Below are 25,948 nucleotides of genomic sequence, written 5' to 3'. Positions count from 1 at the left end.
TTGAAGGAGGCATATAAAATGTCGAAAATAGAAACGTATATCGAATCAATTCAAAGTACTTTAGATAATATTTTAGAAGTAGTAGATGGTTTGCCAGAAGAAACGATACGTTGGAATCCAACAGAAGATGAATGGTCTATTTTACAAATTTTAAATCATGTTAAAGAAGCGACTTCATATTGGTTAAGCGAAACTGAAACAGTATTATCAGAACCAGGTTCAAAATGGGGAAGAGGTTTGAAAGATGAAGCTAGATTAGAAGCAGTGTCTAACCCAGAAGCATTAAATGTTGAAAATGTTATACAATCAATTTCAAATTTGAAAGACGAAGTAAATGAAAGACTTTCAAAAATTGACGAAAGCCGTTTAACAGAAGAAAATCCACATCGAAATTTCGAAAAATTTGGTAATAAACCTGTTTCATTTATTATTGAACATTTTATTGACGAGCATATTGAAAAGCATCTTGGACAAATTAAAAGAAATTTAAGTAAAGTAACTGAATAAAATCATATTATAAAGGGGAGATTTTTTTATGGCAGATAAAGGAAGTTTCTTACAAGACAATGACGTAAAAGATTTCACACGAGATATTCAACAATATAATTTAGGACCACTTTGGGAAGCTATTCCTGAAGTAATGAATAAGACACCACAATCACAGGCACAGGCTTATTTATGGAGTGGGGAATTGTTGAAGAAGAAATTATCAGAGGCAGCGGAAATATTTACGCCTGACAGAGGTGGCGAGCGTCGTGCTATCTATTTTCAAAACCCAGGTTTAACTTATCGTCAACCATGGGGACATGTATCAACAACTCAGACGCTTTATGCAGCAGTGCAATTATTACAACCAGGAGAAGAAGCTCCTTCACATCGACATACGCAAAGTGCACTCAGATTTATAACTGAAGGAGAAGGCGCATATACAATTGTTCAAGGTGAACGTATATTTATGGAAGAAGGGGACTTTTTAACAACGCCTAAAAATTTATGGCATGGTCATGGTCATTTAGGTGATGAACCAATGATATGGATGGATGCGTTAGATATTCCTACTATTTATAATCTAGGTGGTACTTTCTTTGAACCATACGAAGATGGATTGCAACAACCTGATGTTCCAGATAACTTCTCTGAAAAAAGATATCGAGGTGGAATGGTACGTCCAATTGGTGATGACAAATTTGATGTAGCACCACTGGCTAACTATAAATGGGATCGTACTGTAGATGCAATCAACGGTCTTATGAACTTTGAACCTGATCCATATGATGGATTTACAGTTGAATATATTAATCCGTCAACAGGAAAATCTGCTAACCCAACGGTCGGCTCTAGAATGACACATTTACCTAAAGGCCATCATACAAAAGCACATAGACATACACACTCAGTTATATATTGTGTGCATAGAGGATCTGGTTATACCGTTATTAATGGTATGAAATTTAATTGGAAAAAAGGGGATTACTTTGTAGTTCCAAACTGGAATTGGCATGAACATGTAGCAAGTGAAGATTCATATTTATTCTCAGTTAATGATATTCCAATTATGGATCGCTTTGAGTTAGAAAGAGGAAATAGTTTAGAAGAAAACAAGGGGCATCAAAAAATAATTAGCGAATTTACAGACGATTTTCGTTAATAACATTACATGATATAAAATAACTTAATCATAATAATTTTTTAAAGTTGATTTTTAAAACAAGGGGGTAAACATCATGAGTAATGAAAATAAAAAAATGATCATTATTGGCGGCGGTATTGGAGGTTTAGCAACAGCTTTGGGTGTCTGCTCAGAATGGAAATGATGTTAAAGTTTTAGAAAAGGCACCAGAAATCAAAGAAATTGGCGCGGGTATTCAACTTGCGGCGAATGGTACAAATGTATTACAAAAATTAGGCGTAATGGATAAGATTAATGAAGTAGCTGTTTTTCCAAAACGGTTAGTATTAATGAACGCATTTACGGGTGAAGAATTATCTGCGCTAGATATCGATTCAAACTATCGTGAGAGATATGGTGCACCTTATATCGTACTTCATCGTTCTGATTTGCATCGTATTTTATTAGAAGCATGTGAAGAACATCCTGGTATTGAATTATCTACAAATCAATACATCAAAAACATAGAAACAAAAAACAACGGAGATGTAAAAGTTATAGCTAAAAATGGTGATAGCCATGAAGCAAATGCTGTTATCGGCGCAGATGGTTTATGGTCTACTACACGCGGTTATTTAATTGATGACGAACCTATTTGTTCAGGATATGTTGCATATAGAGGTGCAATTCCAATGGAAGAAGTTACTAATATTGGTAATCTGGACGACGTCTATATGTGGATTGGTCCTGATATGCATGTTGTACAATATCCAGTACGTAAAGGTGAACTTTATAACCAAGTTGTTGTATTTAAAAGTAAAAACTATCAACCAGGTAATGAACTCGCAGATGACTGGGGTACACCAGAAGAAATGGATGAAGTATTCTCAGGAACATGTGATAAAGTGCAAACTGCAGTTTCCTATATTTCAAGACAAAAAAGATGGCCAATGTTTGATCGCAAGCCAATTGATAAATGGTCAGAAGGCAACTTCACATTGATGGGCGACGCGGCGCACCCAATGCTACAGTATCTTGCTCAAGGCGCATGCCAAGCTTTAGAAGATGCATCATTCATGGCTGATATGTTAGAAAAACATGAAACAAATTATGAACAAGCATTTAAAGAATTTGAAGAAGAGCGTAAACCACGCACCACATTTGTACAAGAAAATGCACGTGTATGGGGCGAAATCATACATGGTAAAAATAAAGTGAATAATCTATTAAGAAACGCAATTTTGAAAGCGCGTACAGAACATGATTATCAATATGTAGATCAATATCATGGTGGGCATTTTCAAAATGAAGAAGTAAGTCATTAAAATATTTCATAAATTGAGCTATAAAGCATCTATGTCGTAGATGCTTTATAGCTTTTTTTAATTCTTATGAAATTTAAGATAGTTATTCTTTATAATAAACAAATTGGCTCGTCGTCGCGAGTAAAATTCCATCATAGCTCCATATTTCTCCAGTTTGATCAAAGAAGCCATCATAGAATTTTAGCGCACGCGTATGACCTAAGACTTCTCGATCGCCATGTGTTTTAAGTGTTTCTGAATCAGCATGAAAATAAATGGTAAGTGAAACTGTTCCAATCGGTACCATTTTTTCACGACGCACCCAAATACGTGGAAAGAAAGCATCACATATTGAAGTAAGTGAGAGAAAATCGAGGTTTCTCTTTGGATTGTCTTGTATCCATTGAAGCGTCGTTGAATCATGAGCATTGTTAGATTGTGTTTGTGATAACGCGAGTGGTGCCCCTTTAATAATTCGTATATCATAATTCTGTAACCAAGGTGGTGCGCCCTCTATAGAAGGAAGTGCAACTTTTTCAGCAGCTGGTACATTAGGGAAAGCTATCTCGGTAGTAGACCAAGTATCTCGTCGTTGAGCAGTAACAGCCGTTCCAGTAATGACAGTTTTATCATTTTGAGAAAGCACAATATACCAATGCTGAGTGGATCTATTTGTTCGAGTTGGTGTTGCTATAATATTAAAATCGCCATCAGCTACAGGTGCTGCGTAGTTGATAGTTAATGATGCTTGGTTCTCCTAATCGTTCTGGATGTTCTAAGACGGCACGAAGTAACGTAGATGCAATAACACCACCAAACGGCCCAATCATATTGGCATACTTTTCGGACGTATGGCCACTATAAACACCTGGCGTTTCTTCAGTTAGTTGTGTAGCTTTATCAAATGGATGATTCTGTCCCATAGTAAATCCCCCCAAAAATTATGCGTTTAATCCTTATTAATACATATTTGATTAAAATAGAATTTTAAAGAAAGCATTATACTTAATATATCCTGTTTCTACTGTGATTAAGCATTTATTTTAACTACTAGATAAAGTATTATAACGAAGATTATTGATTCCCTTTTTAAATAATACTTAGCACTTTTATTAATATTTTAATATAACTTTTAAAATGTTAACTTTCAAATAAGAAAAACATAAAAAGCATAAATTAATGTTTTAATAGACTGAATTATCTGATAATATAAAGTTAGTTTGTAAACGCTTTCAACAAAAGGGGGATTAGGATGAAAAGATGGGGGATTTTAATTGTCATTTTTTCAATTGTGCTAGCAAGTTGTGGCAAAGATAATAATTCGAATGCGTCAAATAAGGAATTTCCCAATGAAACGGTAGAAATTGTTGCACCGGCTTCTCCAGGAGGCGGGTGGGATACAACAGCTCGTGCCATTCAAAAAATTATGATTGATGAAAACTTAACCAAGCAAAATGTCAATGTTATTAATAAACCTGGAGGTGGTGGAGAGGTAGGTTGGCAATATTTAAAATCACGTTCACCGAACACCATATCTATTAATTCTAGTTTATTATTATCTAATAATGAATTAGGGCTAAGTGATTTAAGTACAGATGATTTCACTCCTATTGCTATTTTAGCAACTGAATGGATTAGTTTAACAGCATCTAATCAATCTAATTTAAGCTCTGGTAAAGAAGTGATGGAAAAACTAAAAGAAGATCCAGAATCCTTAACTATAGGTGTTGCACCAGGTTTAGGAAACAATGATCATTTAGCATTTGTTCAAGCGACAAAAGAACAAGGTGTTGATGTAGAAAAAATAGATTTCCTTGTGTATAAGAGTGGAGGAGATTTACAAACGGCTTTATTAGGTGGTCACGTAGATGTTGCATCTACTGCAGTCTCTGAAGTTAAAGAACAACACCAAACTGGGAAATTAAAAATGTTGGCAGTCACTGCAGATAAACCAGTTGAAGGTATTGAAGAAGTGCCTACTTGGGAAGAACAAGGTGTTGATGTCGTATTTCCACATTGGCGTGGGGTCATGGGACCGAAAGATATGACACCACAACAACGTGAATATTGGGATACTACAATGAAAAAAGTAGTTGAATCTGACAGATGGCAAGAAATAAGAAAAAACAATGATTGGGAAAACTTTTACAAAGATAGCGAAGAAAGTGAAGCGTTCTTAAAAGAACAACGCAAGAAATATAAAAAATTAGTCGAAGATTCAGGTCTGAAATAAGGGGGAGTATAAATGTCACGACTTGTCTTTCCAGTATTATTAATATTATTTGGTGTAGTTTATTTAGTATTAACAATTAATATACCAAAATCAAACATTGGAGACCCTAATAGTCCGATGTATTTTCCAATGTTAGTTGGTTTATTACTTCTTATAATGAGCATTGTTTATTTTTATCAAGAGTTTAAAAAACGTCACGAAGAATTCACAGCTTTTTCACAATTACTAGAAAGAAAAACATTTATACGTATCGTTTTAACAATTATCTTAACAGTGATATACGCTTTAATATTCGAACGTCTTGGTTTTTTAATTTCAACAATTATATTCTTAGGTGCGATTATGTTCTTAATTAATGGATATAAAAGATGGTTACAAAATATTTTAGTTACGGTGATTTTTTCTGGCATTGCATGGTACACATTCGCACAATTATTGAATGTCAGTTTACCTTAAGGAGGGTGATTTAAATGGGGATTGATGCAGGTAGTTTTTTAGAAGGATTATCAACTGCGTTTCATCCGATGAACCTTTTATGGGTACTTATCGGTGGTTTTCTAGGTACAGTGGTAGGTATGTTACCTGGATTAGGACCTGCGACTGCGGTTGCAGTACTGATACCTGTGACATTCGGTATGGAACCAGTAAGTGCACTGATTTTGATGGTTTCAATTTATTATGGCGCCATGTACGGTGGCTCGAGAAGTTCGATTTTATTAAATACGCCAGGTGATGGTTCAGCGATTGCGGCTACATTTGATGGTTACCCGATGACCAAAAATGGAGAGGCTGGTAAAGCACTAACTATCTCAGCTATAGCTTCATTAATAGGTGGTATTACTGCAGTGTTTGGTTTTATCATTTTAGCTAAGCCATTGTCTGCCTTCGCTTTAAAATTTGGTCCACAAGAATATTTTTTACTATTCTTATTTACACTTTCAGCTATTGTAACTTTATCATCTGGAAAGATGGTTAAGGGGTTTATTGCCACGAGTATCGGTTTAATCGTTAGTACAGTAGGTGTTGATTTACAAACAAGTATTTATCGTTTCACTTTTGACATACCTCATCTAAGTGAAGGTATCAACTTCTTAGTAGTTATCATTGGTGTATATGCAGTAGCAGAAGTGTTATATAATTATTTACATTTAGATGCATTGAAACCACCTAAAGCTGATGTAGGATCAATGAAATTATCAAAAGAAGATTGGAAACGAACAAGAGGTGCTATGTTTCGACAAAGCCCTATTGGATTTCTAATAGGTGTTTTACCAGGAGCCGGTGGCTCTATTGCGGCAATGTTAAGCTATTCAACCGAAAAACAAATTTCTAAAAATGGTAAGAATTTTGGGAAAGGTCAAATAGAAGGTGTAGTCTGCGCCAGAAGCTTCTAATAATGCTCGCATCAGTAGGTGCTTTAATACCATTATTAACGATGGGCGTTCCAGGCTCAGGGACAACAGCTGTGATTTTAGGTGCGGTAGTTATGCTAGGCTTACAACCAGGGCCTTTATTATTTGCAAACGAACCTGAAACGATATGGACACTCGTTAATAGCATGTTTATCGGTAATATATTTTTAGTGATTTTAAACATTGCTTTAATAGGATTGTTATTAAAGATATTACGTACACCGCCAAAAGTTTTATATCCACTTATTTTGGTGCTAGCGTTTATCGGTACATATACATTAGGTTATAGTATAACTGATTTCTATATTTTAATTATTTTCGGTATTATTGGATTAGTTATGAAATTATTAGATTTTCCACTTGCACCTTTGATTTTGGCAGCAATTATAGGTTCAGATATGGAACAGAATTTCCGTAAAAGCTTAATAGTTAGTAATAACAATGTAGGAGATATATTTTTGGGATCCCCAATTAGTATCGTTTTATCATTGATGACTATTTTAGCGTTGTTCTATCCGCTGATTATAAATGGTTTCAAAAAATTAATGATAAAAAAATAACATAATGAAACTTTTCAATATGTTTTATTATGAATACTTTCAAAACATAAATAAACCAAGTGCTTTTATAGCACTTGGTTTATTTTTTATAGGTATTTTTCCTTGAGACAATCTTTCTTTAATAATAAAATTATTTTTGTTTAAATAAAGTCAGTGATTTGTGCCGACTCCGGCGGGAAAAGCACTAGCCGAAGACTACAGGCTGAGGTGTGCCCGCGGAAAGCGTGCACAAAAAAATGCCAACAAAACAATAGATTTTGTCGACACTCTGAAATCAATAATAAATAGTTATTATTGAAGCATTTCTTTATATACTTTTTGGTTTTGATAAACAGTAGTTAGTAGAGGCGCATCTATTTGGTATGATGCTCGCCAAATGTAACAAATAACCTTGTAAATGATCTGCTTCAATATTTAATCCTTTTTCCATATCTCGTTGCATAGAAGTCTTGAAGTGATAAGATAATTTCGGCAGTGATTTCATATATTGATCGACGATATTATCCGAAATGGGCGCATTATGTGCACGCATAATTGAAGCGGCTTCGTTGTATAGTGACTCAATAAAATCTACGCCTCCCACGCTATCACGAATTGGTCCAATTGGCGCATGCATGAGTGTAGTAAGACTTGATAGTACAGTGATCATTAAATATTTATGCCACATACCTTGCTGGATATTTGAACTTAAAATAAATTCAGCCTTAGTATTTGAAAAAGCTTGAGCAATTTGTTCAGCACGTTCACTTTGGTCGCCATTCAATTCACCAAAAAAGAGTTTGTCAAAAGGACTTGTATGAACGATTTCACCTACGGGGTTTATCGTCGTTTCAATGACACAATAGCCACCCATGACTTTATTGTCGCCAAAAGTTGACTGTAACTTCGGTAGATGTGCGATTCCATTAAGTAATGGAATAATCACCGTATTGCCATTAACAAATGGTGTTAAATCTTCAAGGGCATGTTCTAAATGATAAGACTTAGAAGACAAGAGTACTACATCAAATGGTTTCACGCGGTCTTTTCTTGTAATAAGTTGAGGGTTAAAATGATAGTCACCTTTTTCGCTATGAATAGATAGACCATTTCGTTCTAGATATGCTTTTCTTTTTGAACGTACTAGAAATGTAACGTTTTGACCACCTTCAGCTAGGCGACCACCAAAGTAACCACCGATACCACCTGCTCCTAAGACTAAAATTCTCATTATTATGCAACTCCTCATGTTATGTATTGTTTCTATCTCGTTAATGTATATATACCACTTCATAAAATTATTACGCATACTTTTATATATATTTTATATTATTATTGTAGATGTATATATTAAATTAAGGTATTATTCTTTCTTTAAACTCCTCAAATTATAAAGTTATTTATCAGAATGATTATTGTTTCACATGGAACGAAAGTGAAAATATTTATGAAAGCAAATGATTTAGAATTTTCTAAAAACTCATTGACTAATCATGATCGCGATGCTAGGATTAAAACAATCAATTGCATATGATTTACTCTTATCTAGAGTGGTGGAGGGATGTGCCCTATGAAGCCCAGCAACCGTCGTTTTTGAAATGGTGCTAATTCACAGAAAGTAATTTTACTTTCAAAGATGAGAGAAGGTGGATACTTTCTCTTGAAAATGAAGAGAAAGTATTTTTTTATACATAGCTTTAGTCGTAAAGTAAAACAAATTATAAGGAGAGATTTGATGAAAAGGGTTATAAGTTTAGTTTCATTATTAGTATTAGTAGTTATATTGGCGAGCATGCGGAAATTCAAAGGGCGAAGGTGAAGATAAAAAAATCACGATAGCAACATCTCCAAGCACCACATGGCGAAGTGCTTAAACATGCTAAAAAAGCAATGAAAGAAGAAGGTTATGATTTAGAAATTAAGACGGTGAATGACTATAAAGTACCTAATAAATTATTGGATAAAGGCGATGTAGATGCAAACTTTTTCCAACATGTACCTTATCTAAAAGCTGAAAAAGAAGATCATAACTATAATATTGAAGAAGTAGGAAAAGTCTTAACTACGCCAATGGGTGTTTACAGTAAAAAATATAAAGATATTAAAGATATCCCTAAAGGATCAACGATTTATGTATCGAACAACCCTGCTGAAGAAGGACGCTTCTTATCATTTTTTGTTGATAAAGGCTTAATTAAAATTAAAAAAGGTGTAAATATTGAAGATGCAAAATTTGAGGATATTGTAGAAAATAAAAAAGATTTAAAATTTAATAACAAACAAGGCGCTGAATTTCTACCTAAAACATATAACAGTAAAGAAGGCGCGGCAGTTATTATGAATTCTAACTATGCTATCGATAACGGTCTAACACCACATAAAGATTCGATTGCAGTTGAGGATAAATCATCACCATTTGCAAATATAGTTGCCGTTCAAAAAGGACATAAAAATGATAAAAAATACCAAACGTTAATTAAAGTACTACAATCAAAAGATACACAAGACTTTATTAAAAAAGAATACGGTCAAGATGTCATTCCATATGAAAAATAAGATATAACACAATGCGTTTGTTACATTTTATATAGTAGTTAAAAGTATCATATATTAATATTCTATAGATAAGGTAGGGATAAAATGTCCAAAATAGGAATCATTGGACTTGGTAAAGTAGGAAGCCAAGTACTCACAGACGTCCAAAATTTAAATTTATTCTCAGATATTGTATTAATTGATACAGATACAGAAAGAGCAAGTGGTGAAGCACTGGATCATTTGCACACGCAAGGTTTACCGAATTCAACACACATCAATATTCGAGAAAGTAGTTATGAAGATTTAGCTGATGCATCATTCATTGTGATTACAGCGAGTGTGCCAACAGATCCTAATGAGGGCGATCGTGTATTGCTTGCGAAAGGTAACCGAATTATGATTGAGGAAGTCATGAAACAAATTAATCAAGTGACACAAGATGCGATTGTTATTTTAGTTTCCAATCCAGTAGATACAATTACTTATATGAGCAATGCATCTCAATATCCTTCTCATAAAATAATGGGTACTGGAACAGCTTTGGAAACATCTCGCTTTAAAACATTGATTGCGAAATATTACCAAGTTGACCCTAAGAATGTTGAAGCATTTGTGATTGGAGAACATGGACAACATGCAGTGCCAGTATGGAGTAAAGTTAGAATTTATGGCATGACATTAGATGAATTTGAACAATTGACGCATACGTCACCAATCGATAAAACACGTATAACTTCAGAAATTGATCAGGTATCTATGGATGTGTTTTATAAAAAAGGATGGACAAATGTAGCGATATCGAAAGTAGTTAATTATTTAATACAAGCAATTGCATTAAACCAACAGACCATCATGCCGTTAACTTCAATAAGTAATGAATATGGTTTGAATGAGAGTGCCTTTAGTCTACCTACATTAGTGGCACGTGAGGGTATTAAACAGAGGTTTGAAATTCAACTCAGCCAAACAGAAATTGAACAGCTTAAAGTGGCACATCAATATATACAACAAACAATTAGTAAAGTAACAAACTAATAATTGAGAGATAGTAACGAATGATAATTTCAGTTGCTATCTCTTTTTTATTTAAAACAATAATTTACAGCAGAAATTAATGCAACGTTATGCAAACAGTGAACTCCTTGCTTATATAATGAGTTATAGCTACAATGTATTTGATATTATAGGAAGCGCTTACTAATAAGGCGTGTAATAATGTGGAAAGTGCGGTGCGACTATGCAAGAAAGACATGCTAAACTTATTCGTTTAATATTAAATAATAACAATGATTATTTAAGTGCAAACGAAATAGCGAACTACTTGAATGTTTCCAACAGAACTGTACGAAGTGATATTAAGTATATTAATAGCGAGTTAGTGGAAGAACTTATTGTTAGTGTAAAAGGTAGAGGATATAAAATGAATCGTACCTTATATAGTGTGGAACAATTGACAGAAATCGTTACAGCATTTACGAATAAAGAAAGTGAAATACTGTTGAAATTAGGCTATCAGTTGCTAATGCATCAACAACCTATGACCATTGATCAATTGGAAAACGACTTTGATTTAACAAAATCAGAAGTAAATGACTATTTAAATAGAATACAATCATGGTGTACATCATTTGATATTAGTGTAAACATTACTAAGAAAAAAGGTATCACAGTTAATGGTAACGAAATGAATATAAGAAATGCGATTCTGCATTTAAATCAGCTCTCGACAAAAGACCAGACCGTAGAGCAATTCATTCTAAATGAAATACCGGAAGCACATATTCAAATGATATTTCAAATTATTAAAAGTAACTTAAGTGATTACCAAATACAAACTTCCGATATTCGAATTCGACAATTGCTTATACATCTTATTATTATATTTAAAAGAAACAATGACGATGATGCTTCGTGGGTTATAGATGAAGAATCACAAATTATAGCCCAACATTGTATAGACGAAATAAATCAAAAATTAGCATATGGGTTAAGTGATGAAACTGCAAAATTGTTTTCATTTTTTATTAGTTACTATTTTAATAAATACGATTTAGGCTTAGAAAAAGTGTTCGTTAAAAGTTACATCGATAGAATGATATATCAAATGGAAAAAAGTGTAGGAGTGAATTTCACCCAAGATAAAGCATTGCGAGACAATGTTTATTCACATTTTAGTAGAACCTATTTACGCATTGCTAAAAATGTCTACATTAACAATCCATTAACGGAAGATATTAAAAAACATTATCCTTTTGTTTTTAACACCTTATATGAAACTGTAAATCATCTGTCTAAAGACGCAAAAATAAATCTAGTAGAAGATGAAATTGCATTTTTAGCATTACATTTTCAATCATCCATAGATCGTAATGAGAAAAATCGTTTTAATATCGTAATTACTTGCTATTATGGTTTGGGTATTTCAAGTTTATTGGAAGCTAAGATAGCAAATTTAGATGATAGGATATACGTGATAGATACATTGAAGTTAGAAGATGTGTCACAGTATGATTTTTCAGGTGTCGATTCTTTAATTACGACACACTTTGTAGATAAATCTCAGGTGCCAGATACATTGCAAGTAATGGAAGTTTCGCCACTATTTTCCAACGAAGATGCTAATAAAATTCAATCCTTTATACGCCATAAGCAAAATCCTGTGCTAAATCAGGATGAATTAGCAACCATTCAATTTGATGTACACTCAGACAAACAAGAGCTAACAGAAGCATCCTATGTATTTGAACAGGCGCAAATTATTTTCAGAGACAACCATTCAGTTACCGAAAAATATATTCAAAGTGCTTTAGAAAGAGAAAAATTTTCTTCTACTTTTATAGGAAAGGGTATTAGTATTCCCCATGGCGACCCTGAAAAGGTGCTGAAATCACACGTGGTCATTTTTAAAAATATGCAGGGTTTTGGCTGGAAACAAAATAGGGCGAAATTAGTCTTTTTCTTAGCAATAGCAGAACAAGATATTCCAGCCATGAAAAAAATCATTCATACGATAGCTAATTTAACTGAAAATGATGTAGATCAGTTGCTAGTGCTTGAAGATCAAATTTTAAAAGATAAAGTAATTCAGTTAGTGAAAGAATAATTGCCACTACCAACGGCAATTATTCTTTTTTATATGCTTATGAATGCGTTTACAATTATAAGTAAGGAGGATGAACGTTATGAAAATTTTAGCGATAACATCGTGTCCAAATGGGATAGCACACACGTATATGGCTCAAGAGAAATTAGAGCAAGCAGGTAAAGAAATGGGTGTAGACATTAAAGTAGAGACGCAGGGAGGCGTCGGTGCTGAAAATGTTTTAACAGCGAAAGAAATTAGAGAAGCGGATGGGATTATCATTGCCGCAGACCGCCAAGTAGATTTATCTCGATTTGATGGGAAATTATTAATTAATGAAAGTGTTCGAGAAGGTATTCATAAACCACAAGAACTCATTCAACGTATTATCGATAAAGATGCGCACATACATCATGACGCTAATGCGACAGGCACTTCTAATCAAGATGATGAAGAGCAAAAAAGCGGCGTGCAAATGATATATCAACATTTGATGAATGGTGTTTCATTTATGGTTCCATTTATCGTTGTTGGTGGACTATTAATGGCGATTGCATTGACTTTAGGGGGCAAAGCTACACCTGAAGGTTTAGTAATACCAGAAGATTCATTTTGGAAATCAATTGAAAATATTGGGAATTTAGCATTTAGCTTTATGGTCCCTATCTTGGCAGGTTATATTGCTGTAAGTATTGCAGATAAACCGGGACTTGTGCCAGGGATGATCGGTGGTGCGATTGTCGCTGATGGTAGTTTTTATGGTAGTGACGCAGGTGCAGGATTTTTAGGTGGTATCGTAGCAGGTTTCATAGCGGGTTATATTGCAAAATGGATAAAAAATATTAAAATACCAAAAGCAATGGCTCCAATTATGCCGATTATCATTATACCGATAATATCTTCACTTATCGTAGGGCTCATTTTTATTTTCTTAATTGGCGCACCGATTGCTAGTATTTTTGAAGGCTTAACGACATGGCTGAAAGGTATGCAAGGAACAAATATCGTGATTTTAGCGTTGATTATTGGCGCAATGATTGCTTTTGATATGGGTGGACCAGTAAATAAAGTTGCATTTCTATTTGGTTCAGCACTGATTGCTGAAGGAAACTATGCGGTAATGGGTATGGTTGCTGTTGCGGTATGTACACCACCTATTGGTCTAGGTCTTGCAACATTTATCAACAAACGCAAGTTTAATAAAGGTGAAGTAGAAATGGGTAAAGCTTCATTTACAATGGGATTATTTGGTATAACGGAAGGTGCGATTCCTTTTGCTGCCCAAGATCCTTTACGTATTATACCTTCTAATATGGTAGGAGCCATGATTGCTCGCGGCGATTGCGGCAATTGGTGGTGTAGGTGATAGAGTAGCGCATGGTGGACCTATCGTAGCTGTGCTTGGTGGTATTGATCAAGTGCTCTGGTTCTTTATAGCAGTAATTGTAGGTAGTGTTGTGACAATGTTCTCAGTATTGACACTAAGAAGAAAAACACCAGCAATAGCTGGAGATGCGACGCATACAGACGCAGGAATGGCTGCGCAAACTCAGAATGATACAGAAGTAGCAACGCAAAATAGCGCTGAAATAAGCGAAGATAAACAAGCAACAACAGATGACGAAATTGAAGTGTTTCAGCAAGAGGTAATTGAAATATCAGAGAAGAAATTGACAAGAGACGAAGCAATTGAACATCTTGTAGGTCAATTAAATAAATATGATTATATTACAGATATGGAAAGACTGAAAGCAGACGTCTTAAAACGAGAAATGGAGTCGACAACGGCTATAGGCATGAATGTGGCAATTCCTCATGCTAAATCAGACGCAGTGAAAAAACCAATCGTAGCAGTTATGAATAATAAACAAGGCGTGAATTGGGATAGTTTAGATGGCACATTACCAAAAATTGTTTTCTTAATTGCAGTACCAAGTGATAGTAGTGATACTCACTTGAAATTGTTACAGCGTTTATCTAGAGCGCTAATGGATGATGATATCCGTCAAAGTTTAATCGATGCAACACATACAGAACAAATATACGATATACTAAAAGAAATATAAGTGGAGGTATGCGCATATGCCATTATTCTTACAACCCGTTTTTCAAGAACGTATATGGGGCGGTACGGCTTTAAAATCATTCAATTATGACATCCCTAATGAATATACAGGTGAATGTTGGGGGATTTCAGCACATCCCAATGGACCGAATATAATTGAGAATGGTAAACATAAAGGTAAAACACTAGAAACAGTATGGAATGAAGATAAAGCATTATTTGGTGAAACTGGTGATGCTAAATTTCCTTTATTAACGAAAATATTAGATGCAAACGATAAATTATCAGTTCAAGTCCATCCAAATGATGAATATGCACAAAAATATGAAGGTGAATATGGCAAAACAGAGTGTTGGTATATTCTAGATGCACAAGAAGATGCAGAGATTATTTATGATGTAAACGCTAAAAATCAGGATGAATTAAATGAAATGATTGATCAACAACAATTTGATACCCTTTTTAAAACAGTAAAAGTACAAGCAGGAGATTTCTTCTATGTACCAGCTGGAACAGTACACGCTATTGGAAAAGGTATTATGATTTTAGAAACACAACAATCTTCGGATACGACATATAGAATATATGATTATGATCGTGTAGATAAAGATGGAAACAAACGTGATTTGCACTTAGAACAGAGTAAAGCAGTAATTCATCTTTCAGAAGACTCACCTAATACAACGCCAATATATGAAAATATCCAAGGACAGCAGTACACACAATTTGTGTCCAATGATTTTTTCACAGTTGAACGTTGGGTAATCGATGGTAACTTAAATTATAGAAAACCGCAGGACTATTGTCTTGTTTCAATTGTTGAAGGCAGCGGACAAATCATTGTAGACGGAAGCGACTACAGTTTAAACAAAGGTGCGCACTTTATACTGACAACAGAAGACGATGAGATTCAATTTAATGGTGACATGACGATGATTGTCAGCCATGTATAAATAAGGAGAGGCGAGATGAATTTGATTTGTCACAAGGCAAATTGGTTTTGTCTGTGCCTCTTTTTATACATAATTAAGATAAAATAATAAATGATGGAGTTGGTGCTTGATGTTGAAAATTTGTGTTGATATTGGAGGAACTAAAACGATTGTTGGGCTTATCAATGAAGACTTAGAAATCGTAGCGAGTCAAAAATTTAAAACGAATAAAGATGTGCCAGAAAAGGAATTCAATGAAATTATAAGTCTGGCGAATGACTATATAACAAATTATAAGGACGTCGATAAGACTGTTTTAAATATTGCGATGCCAGGGCCGTGTGATTATACTCAAGGCGTATTTTTAAACCCACCTAATTTGCAAAAATATAATGGATTTAATGCGGGTGCTTATATAACGCAGAATAGTGAATTTAAGCCACAATTTGTTAATGATACGGATGCTCGCAATTTTAGCAGAACATCAGTATATAAAAGCACAAACTGAGGATTTTATTTATTTAACGATTAGTACAGGTGTTGGCATGGCCTATATGAAACAAGGACAATTAGTTTCTGGCGTTGACGGGAATTTTGGTGAGATTGGCCATACAGTAATTAAAAGTGATAGCAGTTACCAATGTCCTGTCTGTAAGCAATATGGCTGTGTTGAAAATGAAATTTCCGGTTTAGCGATTAGCAGAAAAGCGAGTGATATTTCACAAAGAGAAGTGAGTACGAAAGAAGCTATTGAAATGTACGTCCAAGGGGAAGATGAAACAATAATTCAAATGATTGAAGAAGTGTTAAAACTAACTCAACAACTGTGTACAAATTTATTTAGTGTATTTAATATTTATCATATTGTATTAGGTGGTGGCGTGACACAAAGTGCATTGCCTTATAAAGAAAGTATAGAAACATATGTAAAAGCACATCATTTAATACGCAATAGTCCGATTAGTATTAAAATAAGTGATTTAGAAGCCAATGTATTAACGGGTTTATATTTTGTGAATGAATCCTAATAAAAGACTACACATGTATTGTATTACTATCAAATAACGTTTTTATAAACCTATTTGAAGTGTATAACAATAGTGTGTAGTCTTTTTAAAGTTTATTTCTTTTAATAGCTAAGTATTTTCGTATATTCAATGTTTTAGATAATTGATCTGAAATCAACAAACCTAAAGCAATTGCACCTGCTATCAAAATAGCGCGAATGAATGTGTTAGTCGCGTCAGTAAAATTAAGCGTAACGAGCTGTTGTGTCGCACTGAAAGCAATACTACCTGGAACAAGTGGAATAATGCCAGGGATCATAAATAGCACAACAGGCGCTTTATATATTCGACTCATAGTATGGCTGATTAAACCTAGTGTTAAACTACCCAATAAACTTGTATATATTGTATCCATTTGTCCGTGCTCGCTTAAAATAAAATGGACGATATAACCCATGGCTCCAGCAAATCCAGCAGGAAGAAATACCTTTTTATGCGAATCGTAAATCACGTTGAAGAAATAGGAGGCGCTGAAACTGCATAAGAATGTAATTAAAATAGTCATGAAGAATCCTCCTTAAAATAGTGAATACGCAATTGCTATGCCTGAACCAATCGCAAAAGCAATAACTAATGCTTCCAAAAATTTTGCTGTAAACATAAGCATGTGACGGCCAAATAAATCTTGTATTGCGGTTGTTATTAATACGCCAGGAACGATTGGCATAACTGAAGCAAGCATGGCAGGTCCAAACATATTATCAACATTGAATAATTTAGACCCAAAGATAACGATTGTTCCTATTACAAAAGAGGCTACAAATTCAGGGATAAACATAGTCAGTGACTTGCTATGCATAAATTCTACAATTAAAAATCCTGTAGCACCGGCTATGATTGCGGTAATCGCATCTGGCCATGTACCATTTTGTAAATATAAAAAGCTCAGCGAGATAATGCCAGCTGCTATCCCTTTCTTCCACAGTGGAATTGTTACTGATGTGCGATCTATATTTTTTAAAAGGTCGTAAGCTTCTTCTATAGATAATTGATTACTTGTGAGTTTCCGTGAAATTGCGTTAACTTGAAATATTTTCAATAAGTTGGTGGTATTTTTATTAATACGCAAAATGCGTGTATCGTGTTCTTCACTTAGTGAAAAGTTGATGAACACATTTATGACATATCCTTGGCTATTGTAATAGCCCATACAAATTGCTATACGACGCATAGTATCTTCAACACGTGATACTTCAGCGCCAGAGGACAAAAGTATTTTACCGGTAAGTAATATGACATTCATGGTTATTTTATCTTTTTGATTATCCAAACATGCACCTCCCACTTATTGGCTAATTATTGTTATTATCCCAATATTAATTAACAAACACAAAGGTAAATCTCTTTATGATATAGAATAAAGGCGTTAAAATATAAAAATTACACATACAGGAGACTTCGGTTTGTGTGGTAGGATAATAGCGCGCAGTCTAAAAACGCCCAAACAAATCAAAGTTGGGCGTTTTTGATGTTATATATTTTTAGAGTGTGAACTAGATTCTTAGCATCACTAAGGAAATTTTTTTCATTAATTTCCAAGTGATGCTTTAAAACCTTTATCAAGATCTGAAATGATGTCTTCTACTTTTTCTGTTCCAACTGATAATCTTACAAGTTCTGGAAGTACACCTGAAGCTTTTTGTTCTTCTGGTGACAATTGTAAGTGTGTTGTGCTTGCGGGATGAATAATTAATGATTTAGAATCACCAACGTTTGCAACGTGTGAGAATAAATCTAATCCTTCAACAAAATTAGCAATATCGTCTACTGAACCATCAACGCCAAATGTAAGTATAGCGCCTTGGCCATCTGGTAAATATTTTTGAGCTAATTCATTGTAAGCATTGTTTTCTAAACCTGGATAGTTCACCCATGTTACATTTGGATGTTTTTCTAAGTATTGTGCGATACGTAAAGCATTTTCTGAATGACGTTCCATACGTAGGTGTAATGTTTCTAAACCAATCAAGAATTCATGAACATTGAAAGGTGATACAGATGCACCTAAATCACGTAATAATTGAACACGTGCTTTAGTGATATATGCAGCTTCTCCTACATCTTTCGCATAAGACACGCCATGATAACTAGGGTCTGGTTCTACTAAGCCAGGGAATTTACCGTTATCCCAATTGAATTTACCACTATCAACAATGACACCACCGATTGAAGTACCATGTCCACCAATAAATTTAGTAGCTGAATGAACAATAATGTCAGCACCGTACTCAAACGGACGTAATAAATAAGGCGTTGGGAATGTATTGTCAACAATTAATGGAACACCATTATCATGTGCAATATCTGCAACAGCTTCTATATCTAGAACATCAATACGAGGGTTGCCAATTGTTTCTGCATAAACAACTTTCGTTTTATCTGTAATAGCATTTTTAAAGTTTTCAGGATTGCTAGGATCTACAAAATGGACTTTAATGCCTAATTTTTTGAATGTCACTTTTAATAAATTATATGTACCACCGTACAAGTTTGAAGAAGCAACAATTTCATCACCTGTCTCAACAATGTTTAATAATGCGAGATGTATTGCGGCTTGTCCTGAAGCAGTAGCTAAAGCGCCAACGCCTCCTTCTAGAGCCGTGATGCGTTCTTCAAAGACATTTTGTGTTGGATTCATAATTCTCGTGTAAATATTACCGTCTTCTTGTAGCGAAAATAATTTTTGTGCATGGTCTGTACTATCAAATACATAACTCGTTGTTTGGTGGATAGGTACTGCACGTGATTTTGAATCATCCACTTGTTGACCGCCATGAATTGATAATGTGTCTAAATGCCATGAATTCTGACTCATAATGTAAATCCTCCTATAAATTTGAATTTTCTGATAACTAACACTATACAAGAGCTATATAGTGAATTCAAGTATTCTTATTAAAAAAGTAAGGATTTATTTTAAGTGTTTTGCAATATTTTAATTATAAAATTTGCAAAAAGGGATGAAACTATTTATAATTCATATCAGTATAGTAGGGAATAAACAAAAACATTAAAAACACCTGTGTGTGGAGGACTATAATGATTGCATATGATTTAATCGGCAATACACCTATGGTATTATTAAAATCTTTTAGTAATGAAGATGTTCAAATTTATGCTAAATTAGAACAATTCAATCCTGGCGGCAGTATTAAAGATAGACTTGGAAAGTATTTAATTGAAAAAGCTTTAGAGAACAACTTAATACAAAAAGGTGGAACTGTAGTAGAGGCATCAGCAGGCAATACGGGTATTGGCGTAGCTATTGCGACTAACCATCATAATATAAATGCAGTGATTTTTGCACCTGAAGGTTTTGCAGAAGAAAAAATATCCATTATTAAAGCTTTAGGTGCTGAGGTTAGAAGAACTGAGAAAGCATTAGGCATGCAAGGTGCTCAAGAAGCGAGCAAAGCAATTTGAATTGCAAACGGGCGCACTTTATTTAAATCAATTTGAATCTGCGAACAACCCCAAAGCATATTTAGAAACGTTGGGTAAAGAAATTACAGGAAAGTTGCCTGAAGTAGATTATTTTGTAGCAGGTATAGGTTCAGGCGGTACATTTACAGGTGTGGCAGAACATTTAACTTCATTTAATGTAGAGAATGTCATTGTTGAGCCAGAAGGTTCTATATTAAGTGGAGGAGCTCAACACGCCCATGATATTGAAGGCATCGGTTCTGAAAAGTGGCCTCAGTTTTTACCTGAATCCTTAGTTTCTGATATTGTGAAAGTGTCTGATAAAGACGCTTTTGAAAATGTAGCATTATTGGCAAAACGAGAAGGCTTACTTGTAGGAAGTTCCTCTGGTGCAGTCTTACAAGGTGCATTAGAAGTAAAAAAACATATCAATAGTGGCATTATAGTAACGATTTTTCCTGATGGTAGTGATCGATACATGTCACAAAAAATCTTTAATTATAAGGAGAATCATTAATGAATAAAAAAACACAATTAATTCACGGCGGATCTACTACTGATCCATATACAGGTGCAGTAACTACACCAATTTATCAAACAAGTACATTTATGCAAGATGACATCGGTGATATGAGACAGGGATATGAATATTCTCGTTCAGCTAATCCAACACGTAGTTCATTAGAAGGCCTTATTGCTGATTTAGAGCATGGTCAATATGGTTATGCATTTGGTTCTGGTATGGCGACCATATCTGCAGTAATCATGTTATTAGACGAAGGTGATCATTTATTAATAAATTCCGACGTTTATGGCGGCACATACAGAGCACTAACAAAAGTATTTTCACGTTTTGGAATAAAAGCAGATTTCATAGATACAACACATATAGATGAAGTGGAACAATATATTAAACCAGAAACAAAAATGTTATATATTGAAACACCATCAAACCCATTGTTACGAGTAACAGATATTAAAAAATCAGCTGAAATTGCGCAGAAACATAATTTGATATCAGTTGTTGATAATACATTTATGACACCCTATTTCCAAAACCCATTAACATTGGGTATTGATATCGTATTGCATTCAGCTACAAAATACATTGGTGGTCATAGTGATGTTGTTTCTGGTCTAGTTGCTACAAATGATGAGGACCTAGCTGAGCGTATTGGATTTATTCAAAATTCAACAGGTGGCGTGTTGGGACCACAAGATAGTTATTTATTAATTCGTGGTATTAAAACATTAGGGCTAAGAATGGAACAAGTACAACGTAATGCACTTTCAATTATTGAAATGTTGCAACAACATCCAAATGTTAAACAAGTATTCCATCCAAGTATCGCTGAACATTTAAACCATGATATCCACGAAGCACAATCAGAAGGACATACTGGGGTTGTTGCTTTTGAAGTTGAGGATATAGAAAGCGCCAAAGCAGTTATTCGAGAATCACAATATTTCACATTAGCTGAAAGTTTAGGCGCAGTAGAAAGTTTAATTTCTGTACCAGCATTAATGACACATGCATCTATTCCTAAAGACATTCGTGCCAAAGAAGGTATTGCAGATGGTCTAATTCGTCTCTCAGTTGGAATTGAAGACACTGAAGATTTAGTAACAGATTTAAAACAAGCTTTAGATCACTTAAACTAATTAATAAGAGAGCCTCTAATCATTTAGAGGCTCTCTTTGTTATATAAGATAATATTTTGTGTGTTATCAATATGTTACTGTTTGGAGCCTTTGCCTCGCTATATTGAGAAATGCTTACTGAATCTAAATTTAGATTCAATAAAAGTCTTCTAAGTATCGCATAGTTATTTTCTAGGTATACTAATCACATGACCGAGTTGTTTAGGTACCTCGAAAGATTGTTGACGATCAAAATAAGCTTTGATTTTATCATAAACAGGTTGAGGAAAATTCATGCTACGGCGTGTTTGATTACTTACACCCATCATAATAACTTCATATGTAGCGTTACGTTCGTCTTGCTGATTATACATTGTTAAGAAGAGGTGAACTCTTTTGGCATCATAATCATAAATGCGAACTTTAATATAAAACGAATCATCTAGTAGTAATTCTTTTAAAAATGAAATATGTGCTTCCATACTAAATATCGTTACTTCTTGATTAGGACGATATGAAATTGATAAATCTACAGATTCAAAGAAACCAACAACTGCATCGCTGAATATTGAATAATATTGTGCGTCGTGCATATGGTTGTTACGGTCAATCCAAGATGGTTGTACAGTATTTCTATATATGTATTCTTCTACCATGAGACCACTCCTATAATTATCTATTAATATTGGACTACATAATTGTATCAGTTTTATAGTGAAAAGTTTAAAAATTTGTTTTCTCTATAATGATATTATTATTAGTTGAAAAGTGCGTATTATATAATGTAAATACCATCAAGGATAAGTGTTTTTAGCGGTTTGAAAATTAAAGCCAAGTGAGTTACTATGAATATGTAAACGTTTACATTGCTGTGGGAGACAATACGAAGTTACATTGATAGATGTGTACAAAGGGGTTATATAATGTAATGCGATCTATTTCACAATGATGATTTTACGTTTTTAACAAAAATTACTACTAACAAAGGGGATTACTATGAAGAAGGTATTTTTAATAGGTAGTGCCTTAATTGGTATCATTGTAGGCGCCGGATTTGCTTCAGGACAAGAAATTCTACAATATTTTACTAGTTTCGGTATGATGGGCATATTTGCGGCAATTGTTTCAACAATGCTATTTTCATATATTGGTATGGTGCTTGTATGGCTAGGTAGTAAGTTTAAAGCTCAGAGTCATAATGATGTAATACATAAATTAACAGGCGGTACATTGTTTGGTAAAGTGCTTGCATGGGTGATAGATATTGTACTCATCATCGCCTTGTTTGGATTTGGTGTCGTAATGCTCGCCGGTGGTGGCTCGAACTTTGAGCAACAGTTTGGTATACCGGCAGTCATTGGAACGCTATTAATGGTTCTTTTAGTATTTTTATTCGGTATGTTACGTGTAGATAATGTGGTTAAAGTTATCGGTAATATTACACCGTTATTGATTATAGCTATTCTAGTTGTTGCTGTGTATTGCTTGTTTACAATGTCAGGTACGTTTACTGAACTTACTGACATAGCTAAGGAACATACATCAGCGGTGCCGAATTGGTTTATTTCAGGCGTTAATTACGTTTCGTTAAATATCAGTTTAGGAGCAACTATGGCAATCGTTATGGGTGGTAGTGAGAAAAATCCTAAGATAGTCGCATGGGGCGGTTTCATCGGAGGATTCGTTTTAGGTGTGATGATCATGATAAGTCATTTTGCGATACTTTCTAAAATTGAAACGGTAGGAGATTTACCAATGCCGATGTTAGGGCTTGTCAATGATATCTCACCAATTTTAGGTGTCCTTATGTCTATCATTATCTATTTAATGATATTTAATACGTGTTTAGGTATGTTCTATTCACTTGCTACACGTTTTACTACTCCTGAAACAATACAGTTTAAAGTATTTTATATCGTATCTATTTTAATTGGCTTTGCAGTAAGCTTTGCAGGATTTACAGACTTAATGTCGTTCTTTTATCCATTTATTGGTTATTTAGGATTAGTATTAATTGTGGTATTAATTTACGCACCATTTAAAGTTAAACGATTAGAGAAAAAAGGACAATTACCATAATATAATAGAAATAAAATCACTATGATCATTTATATAGGCTTTATTTTACAAATTTGAATATTAAGATAGAATGAATAGGCATAGAACTAAGAAAAACAGATTGTATTGTGAGAGGAGTACTATTATGGTATTTGTTGCATTAATATTATTTATTTTATCTTTAGTCTTACTTATTTATTCTATTGCATTATTAATGGGCAAAGATGGTTCGTTATTTAGTTTGTTTACGGACGGTGAAAAAACTTTAACTAAAGGGCAAAAGTTATTGATTTATATCGTTACGATTGTTTTATTAGTGATAAGTTTAGTCTGGTTACTTAATTTAATTTAAAAGTTGTGTCTGTAGTTAAAAATTTATATATATTTAAAAAGCCTTTAAGAATATTTTGAGTTCTTAAAGGCTTTTTTACTATCGATAGAACGTTATGAACTTTGATTTTATGCATGCTTCCCTTAGAATCGGGCAAAATCGTAAATTTTTAAATATAAAAAGGACTAATCCATTATTAAATGGATTAGTCCTTTTATTTTGAGGCTAGGTGTTTATGTCCAACCTCGAGAACAACTAATATTTTCTTAAAAAGTCAACGTCACGATTGAAGATTTCTTTAACAACGTAAGTTTGTAATGTCGTTAAAATCTTTTCAATTACTTGCGTTTTGTTAGATAAAATACGAATGCTAAAACCATGTGTTGGTAAGTGTGTAATACCAAAGCGACAATCATATGCTTGTTGCAAGTGTTTAATTTGATCGAATACGTTATCTATGAATTTTTGGTTAACATTTGGGTGGATAAAATAACAAGAACCCAAGTGACTATAATGCTCCATATAACCGATATCATCAACTTTATTTTTAGTTGGATCAAGTAACATATTATCAAATACAACGAGATCATCATCTACATAAATTTCATTTAATAAATGCATATATGTGTAGCTAAAGGCTTTACCTTCTTTAGAATATCCAGGTGTTAAAATATCTGTATAAAATAAAGCCGCTGTTGAACTCAAGTTAAATGTATTATGTTGGTAGAATTTGGCATTTTCAAAAGCGATAATTGGGTCGCCTACATATTCCGCATAAGCGTTATCTTTAATATTGAAATTTTGATATTGTTCCACATGGTCATTCAACGTTTTATAAATCTTTGTTGCACCTTGCGAAGTTAATATGACTTTCGCATTAGTGTCTATATTGAAGTTCATGTTATAGCGATCACCATCTAAATAACCGCCACCTACGTTTACAATATAAAATGTAGGAATATCAGAGCCGTTTAAGTAAACTGGACGCATTACTTTTAATGCTCTTTCAAAAAAGATATCACGCGCAACAGATTTTTTTCCGTTATTAAAAACAGTTAGATCTAATTGGCCGGTCCATTGTGGATTTGATTCAGACATTAAGCTAATCCTTTAAGAAATACATCTTGTTCAATCCACTCAAGTACATTGTCTAAGCCTTCATCGGTTTTAAGGTTTGTAAAAGTGAATGGGCGGTTACCGCGGAATGCTTTTGTATCTTCTGCCATGCGTTCTAATGATGCATCAACATAAGGCGCTAAGTCAGTCTTATTGATTACAAAGTAGTCAGATTTAATCATACCTTGTCCACCTTTGCGTGGAATTTTTTCGCCTTGTGCCACATCAATAATATAAATTGAAAAATCAACGAGTTCCGGACTGAAAGTTGCGGCTAAGTTATCGCCACCAGATTCAATGAAAATAAGTTCTATATCTTCATTGCGTTCTTTTAATTCATCAATTGCTGCAAAGTTCATTGACGCATCTTCACGAATTGCTGTGTGTGGGCATCCACCTGTTTCAACACCGATAATTCTATCTTCAGGTAATACACCTGAGTTAACTAATATTTTTTCATCTTCTTTTGTATATATATCATTAGTGATAACACCAATGCTTAAGTCTTTTGCTAAACGTTTAACAATTTTCTCGATAAGTTGGGTTTTACCTGCACCGACAGGGCCCCCGATACCTATTTTAACTGTCTCTGTCATAA

At 34.0% G+C, this 25,948-nt stretch carries 21 protein-coding genes, 5 pseudogenes and 1 riboswitch; of the genes and pseudogenes, 17 read left to right on the top strand and 9 right to left on the bottom strand.

The genetic code is table 11. The annotated features are described in order from the left end of the window. The first annotated feature begins 18 nt into the window (after positions 1-18). The 3 genes from ABLV95_RS10920 (at position 19) to ABLV95_RS10910 (ending at position 2,934) form a co-directional block, all read left to right on the top strand. The gene (locus ABLV95_RS10920) at positions 19-507 is read left to right on the top strand and encodes a DinB family protein (protein ID WP_427706145.1); all 489 of its coding nucleotides are present in this window, start codon (positions 19-21) and stop codon (positions 505-507) included. Positions 508-535: 28 nt separating this feature from the next. Beyond that, positions 536-1,648, top strand: coding sequence for a cupin domain-containing protein (locus tag ABLV95_RS10915; RefSeq protein ID WP_427706147.1), 1,113 nt, complete (start codon positions 536-538; stop codon positions 1,646-1,648). 143 nt (positions 1,649-1,791) lie between these two features. Next, a complete protein-coding gene (locus ABLV95_RS10910) occupies positions 1,792-2,934 on the top strand; it encodes an FAD-dependent monooxygenase (RefSeq protein WP_460875668.1) in 1,143 nt (380 codons plus the stop codon). A gap of 82 nt (positions 2,935-3,016) precedes the next feature. On the opposite strand, the gene ABLV95_RS10905 is transcribed toward ABLV95_RS10910, so the two are convergent. Then, positions 3,017-3,559: a thioesterase family protein gene (locus ABLV95_RS10905; protein WP_427706150.1), complete on the bottom strand. Its 543-nt coding sequence runs from the start codon at positions 3,557-3,559 to the stop codon at positions 3,017-3,019. 64 nt (positions 3,560-3,623) lie between these two features. Then, positions 3,624-3,836 (bottom strand): hypothetical protein, encoded by a 213-nt coding sequence (locus ABLV95_RS10900; RefSeq protein ID WP_460872064.1) that lies wholly within the window; start codon positions 3,834-3,836, stop codon positions 3,624-3,626. A gap of 329 nt (positions 3,837-4,165) precedes the next feature. On the opposite strand from ABLV95_RS10900, the gene ABLV95_RS10895 reads away from it, so the two are divergent. From ABLV95_RS10895 to ABLV95_RS10885, 3 genes and pseudogenes are all read left to right on the top strand, one after another. Then, on the top strand, positions 4,166-5,146 hold the full coding sequence (locus ABLV95_RS10895; protein WP_460872063.1) for a tripartite tricarboxylate transporter substrate binding protein: 981 nt from the start codon (positions 4,166-4,168) through the stop codon (positions 5,144-5,146). A 12-nt stretch (positions 5,147-5,158) separates the two neighbouring features. Further along, on the top strand, positions 5,159-5,602 hold the full coding sequence (locus tag ABLV95_RS10890; protein ID WP_069817837.1) for a tripartite tricarboxylate transporter TctB family protein: 444 nt from the start codon (positions 5,159-5,161) through the stop codon (positions 5,600-5,602). Between the two features lie 14 nt (positions 5,603-5,616). Then, positions 5,617-7,118: pseudogene (locus tag ABLV95_RS10885) on the top strand (tripartite tricarboxylate transporter permease). Between the two features lie 291 nt (positions 7,119-7,409). Here ABLV95_RS10885 and panE read toward each other — a convergent pair. Then, positions 7,410-8,328 (bottom strand): annotated as a pseudogene (gene panE / locus ABLV95_RS10880) (2-dehydropantoate 2-reductase). Between the two features lie 307 nt (positions 8,329-8,635). After that, a riboswitch (SAM riboswitch) is annotated at positions 8,636-8,740 on the top strand. 92 nt (positions 8,741-8,832) lie between these two features. Between panE and ABLV95_RS10875 the strand changes: the two are divergent. The 7 genes and pseudogenes from ABLV95_RS10875 to ABLV95_RS10845 all read left to right on the top strand — a co-directional run bounded on the left by ABLV95_RS10875 (position 8,833) and on the right by ABLV95_RS10845 (position 16,742). Further along, positions 8,833-9,653 (top strand): annotated as a pseudogene (locus ABLV95_RS10875) (MetQ/NlpA family ABC transporter substrate-binding protein). 84 nt (positions 9,654-9,737) lie between these two features. Beyond that, positions 9,738-10,670 (top strand): lactate/malate family dehydrogenase, encoded by a 933-nt coding sequence (locus ABLV95_RS10870; protein ID WP_427706158.1) that lies wholly within the window; start codon positions 9,738-9,740, stop codon positions 10,668-10,670. A gap of 202 nt (positions 10,671-10,872) precedes the next feature. After that, complete coding sequence (locus ABLV95_RS10865) at positions 10,873-12,738, top strand: BglG family transcription antiterminator (RefSeq protein WP_460875665.1); 1,866 nt, start codon at positions 10,873-10,875, stop codon at positions 12,736-12,738. Between the two features lie 79 nt (positions 12,739-12,817). Beyond that, positions 12,818-14,783 (top strand): annotated as a pseudogene (locus ABLV95_RS10860) (fructose-specific PTS transporter subunit EIIC). 16 nt (positions 14,784-14,799) lie between these two features. Continuing rightward, positions 14,800-15,735, top strand: coding sequence for a mannose-6-phosphate isomerase, class I (manA, locus tag ABLV95_RS10855; RefSeq protein WP_427706164.1), 936 nt, complete (start codon positions 14,800-14,802; stop codon positions 15,733-15,735). A 109-nt stretch (positions 15,736-15,844) separates the two neighbouring features. Further along, the gene (locus ABLV95_RS10850) at positions 15,845-16,222 is read left to right on the top strand and encodes an ROK family protein (protein ID WP_460872059.1); all 378 of its coding nucleotides are present in this window, start codon (positions 15,845-15,847) and stop codon (positions 16,220-16,222) included. Further along, positions 16,176-16,742, top strand: a complete 567-nt coding sequence (locus ABLV95_RS10845) for an ROK family protein (protein ID WP_460872058.1) — start codon at positions 16,176-16,178, stop codon at positions 16,740-16,742. Before ABLV95_RS10850 ends, ABLV95_RS10845 begins: the two co-directional genes overlap by 47 nt. A gap of 85 nt (positions 16,743-16,827) precedes the next feature. On the opposite strand, the gene ABLV95_RS10840 is transcribed toward ABLV95_RS10845, so the two are convergent. The 3 genes from ABLV95_RS10840 to ABLV95_RS10830 all read right to left on the bottom strand — a co-directional run bounded on the left by ABLV95_RS10840 (position 16,828) and on the right by ABLV95_RS10830 (position 19,596). Beyond that, the gene (locus ABLV95_RS10840; RefSeq protein WP_002506578.1) at positions 16,828-17,286 is read right to left on the bottom strand and encodes a threonine/serine exporter family protein; all 459 of its coding nucleotides are present in this window, start codon (positions 17,284-17,286) and stop codon (positions 16,828-16,830) included. 12 nt (positions 17,287-17,298) lie between these two features. Next, on the bottom strand, positions 17,299-18,051 hold the full coding sequence (locus ABLV95_RS10835; protein ID WP_069817846.1) for a threonine/serine exporter family protein: 753 nt from the start codon (positions 18,049-18,051) through the stop codon (positions 17,299-17,301). 258 nt (positions 18,052-18,309) lie between these two features. Next, positions 18,310-19,596, bottom strand: a complete 1,287-nt coding sequence (locus ABLV95_RS10830) for a homocysteine synthase (protein ID WP_069817847.1) — start codon at positions 19,594-19,596, stop codon at positions 18,310-18,312. 224 nt (positions 19,597-19,820) lie between these two features. Here ABLV95_RS10830 and ABLV95_RS10825 point away from each other — a divergent pair. Both ABLV95_RS10825 and ABLV95_RS10820 read left to right on the top strand, forming a co-directional pair. Further along, positions 19,821-20,721 (top strand): annotated as a pseudogene (locus ABLV95_RS10825) (PLP-dependent cysteine synthase family protein). Then, positions 20,721-21,866, top strand: coding sequence for a bifunctional cystathionine gamma-lyase/homocysteine desulfhydrase (locus tag ABLV95_RS10820; protein ID WP_460872057.1), 1,146 nt, complete (start codon positions 20,721-20,723; stop codon positions 21,864-21,866). The pseudogene ABLV95_RS10825 and the gene ABLV95_RS10820 overlap by 1 nt, the downstream one beginning before the upstream one ends. 164 nt (positions 21,867-22,030) lie before the next feature. Here the strand turns inward: ABLV95_RS10820 and ABLV95_RS10815 are convergent, their stop codons facing one another. Beyond that, entirely contained in the window at positions 22,031-22,501 is a 471-nt protein-coding gene (locus ABLV95_RS10815; protein ID WP_427706170.1) for a thioesterase family protein, read from the bottom strand. 340 nt (positions 22,502-22,841) lie between these two features. Between ABLV95_RS10815 and ABLV95_RS10810 the strand changes: the two genes are divergently transcribed. Both ABLV95_RS10810 and ABLV95_RS10805 read left to right on the top strand, forming a co-directional pair. Then, positions 22,842-23,924, top strand: coding sequence for a hypothetical protein (locus tag ABLV95_RS10810; protein ID WP_460875663.1), 1,083 nt, complete (start codon positions 22,842-22,844; stop codon positions 23,922-23,924). 124 nt (positions 23,925-24,048) lie between these two features. Continuing rightward, on the top strand, positions 24,049-24,255 hold the full coding sequence (locus tag ABLV95_RS10805) for a hypothetical protein (RefSeq protein ID WP_002511563.1): 207 nt from the start codon (positions 24,049-24,051) through the stop codon (positions 24,253-24,255). A gap of 234 nt (positions 24,256-24,489) precedes the next feature. Here the strand turns inward: ABLV95_RS10805 and ABLV95_RS10800 are convergent, their stop codons facing one another. Continuing rightward, positions 24,490-25,332, bottom strand: a complete 843-nt coding sequence (locus ABLV95_RS10800; RefSeq protein ID WP_427706174.1) for an urease accessory protein UreD — start codon at positions 25,330-25,332, stop codon at positions 24,490-24,492. Next, entirely contained in the window at positions 25,332-25,946 is a 615-nt protein-coding gene (ureG, locus tag ABLV95_RS10795) for an urease accessory protein UreG (protein WP_069817853.1), read from the bottom strand. Before ureG ends, ABLV95_RS10800 begins: the two co-directional genes overlap by 1 nt. Between the last annotated feature and the right edge of the window lie 2 nt (positions 25,947-25,948).

The organism is Staphylococcus sp. Mo2-1 (assembly GCF_046721385.1).
In the GTDB taxonomy this organism is placed as follows: Bacteria; Bacillota; Bacilli; order Staphylococcales; family Staphylococcaceae; genus Staphylococcus; species Staphylococcus equorum_A.
The sequence above is the reverse complement of the archived record's forward strand: the minus strand, read 5'-3'. Positions and strand labels throughout refer to the sequence as shown.

Excerpts from the sequence above, each read along its gene's own strand:
- ABLV95_RS10800 (WP_427706174.1), bottom strand. The coding sequence starts at position 25,332 with ATGTCTGAATCAAATCCACAATGGACCGGCCAATTAGATCTAACTGTT.
- ABLV95_RS10830 (WP_069817847.1), bottom strand. The coding sequence starts at position 19,596 with ATGAGTCAGAATTCATGGCATTTAGACACATTATCAATTCATGGCGGT.
- ABLV95_RS10915 (WP_427706147.1), top strand. The coding sequence starts at position 536 with ATGGCAGATAAAGGAAGTTTCTTACAAGACAATGACGTAAAAGATTTC.
- ABLV95_RS10850 (WP_460872059.1), top strand. The coding sequence starts at position 15,845 with ATGTTGAAAATTTGTGTTGATATTGGAGGAACTAAAACGATTGTTGGG.
- ABLV95_RS10845 (WP_460872058.1), top strand. The coding sequence starts at position 16,176 with ATGCTCGCAATTTTAGCAGAACATCAGTATATAAAAGCACAAACTGAG.
- manA (WP_427706164.1), top strand. The coding sequence starts at position 14,800 with ATGCCATTATTCTTACAACCCGTTTTTCAAGAACGTATATGGGGCGGT.
- ABLV95_RS10810 (WP_460875663.1), top strand. The coding sequence starts at position 22,842 with ATGAAGAAGGTATTTTTAATAGGTAGTGCCTTAATTGGTATCATTGTA.
- ABLV95_RS10900 (WP_460872064.1), bottom strand. The coding sequence starts at position 3,836 with ATGGGACAGAATCATCCATTTGATAAAGCTACACAACTAACTGAAGAA.
- ABLV95_RS10920 (WP_427706145.1), top strand. The coding sequence starts at position 19 with ATGTCGAAAATAGAAACGTATATCGAATCAATTCAAAGTACTTTAGAT.
- ABLV95_RS10815 (WP_427706170.1), bottom strand. The coding sequence starts at position 22,501 with ATGGTAGAAGAATACATATATAGAAATACTGTACAACCATCTTGGATT.
- ABLV95_RS10895 (WP_460872063.1), top strand. The coding sequence starts at position 4,166 with ATGAAAAGATGGGGGATTTTAATTGTCATTTTTTCAATTGTGCTAGCA.
- ureG (WP_069817853.1), bottom strand. The coding sequence starts at position 25,946 with ATGACAGAGACAGTTAAAATAGGTATCGGGGGCCCTGTCGGTGCAGGT.
- ABLV95_RS10870 (WP_427706158.1), top strand. The coding sequence starts at position 9,738 with ATGTCCAAAATAGGAATCATTGGACTTGGTAAAGTAGGAAGCCAAGTA.
- ABLV95_RS10840 (WP_002506578.1), bottom strand. The coding sequence starts at position 17,286 with ATGACTATTTTAATTACATTCTTATGCAGTTTCAGCGCCTCCTATTTC.
- ABLV95_RS10820 (WP_460872057.1), top strand. The coding sequence starts at position 20,721 with ATGAATAAAAAAACACAATTAATTCACGGCGGATCTACTACTGATCCA.
- ABLV95_RS10890 (WP_069817837.1), top strand. The coding sequence starts at position 5,159 with ATGTCACGACTTGTCTTTCCAGTATTATTAATATTATTTGGTGTAGTT.
- ABLV95_RS10865 (WP_460875665.1), top strand. The coding sequence starts at position 10,873 with ATGCAAGAAAGACATGCTAAACTTATTCGTTTAATATTAAATAATAAC.
- ABLV95_RS10805 (WP_002511563.1), top strand. The coding sequence starts at position 24,049 with ATGGTATTTGTTGCATTAATATTATTTATTTTATCTTTAGTCTTACTT.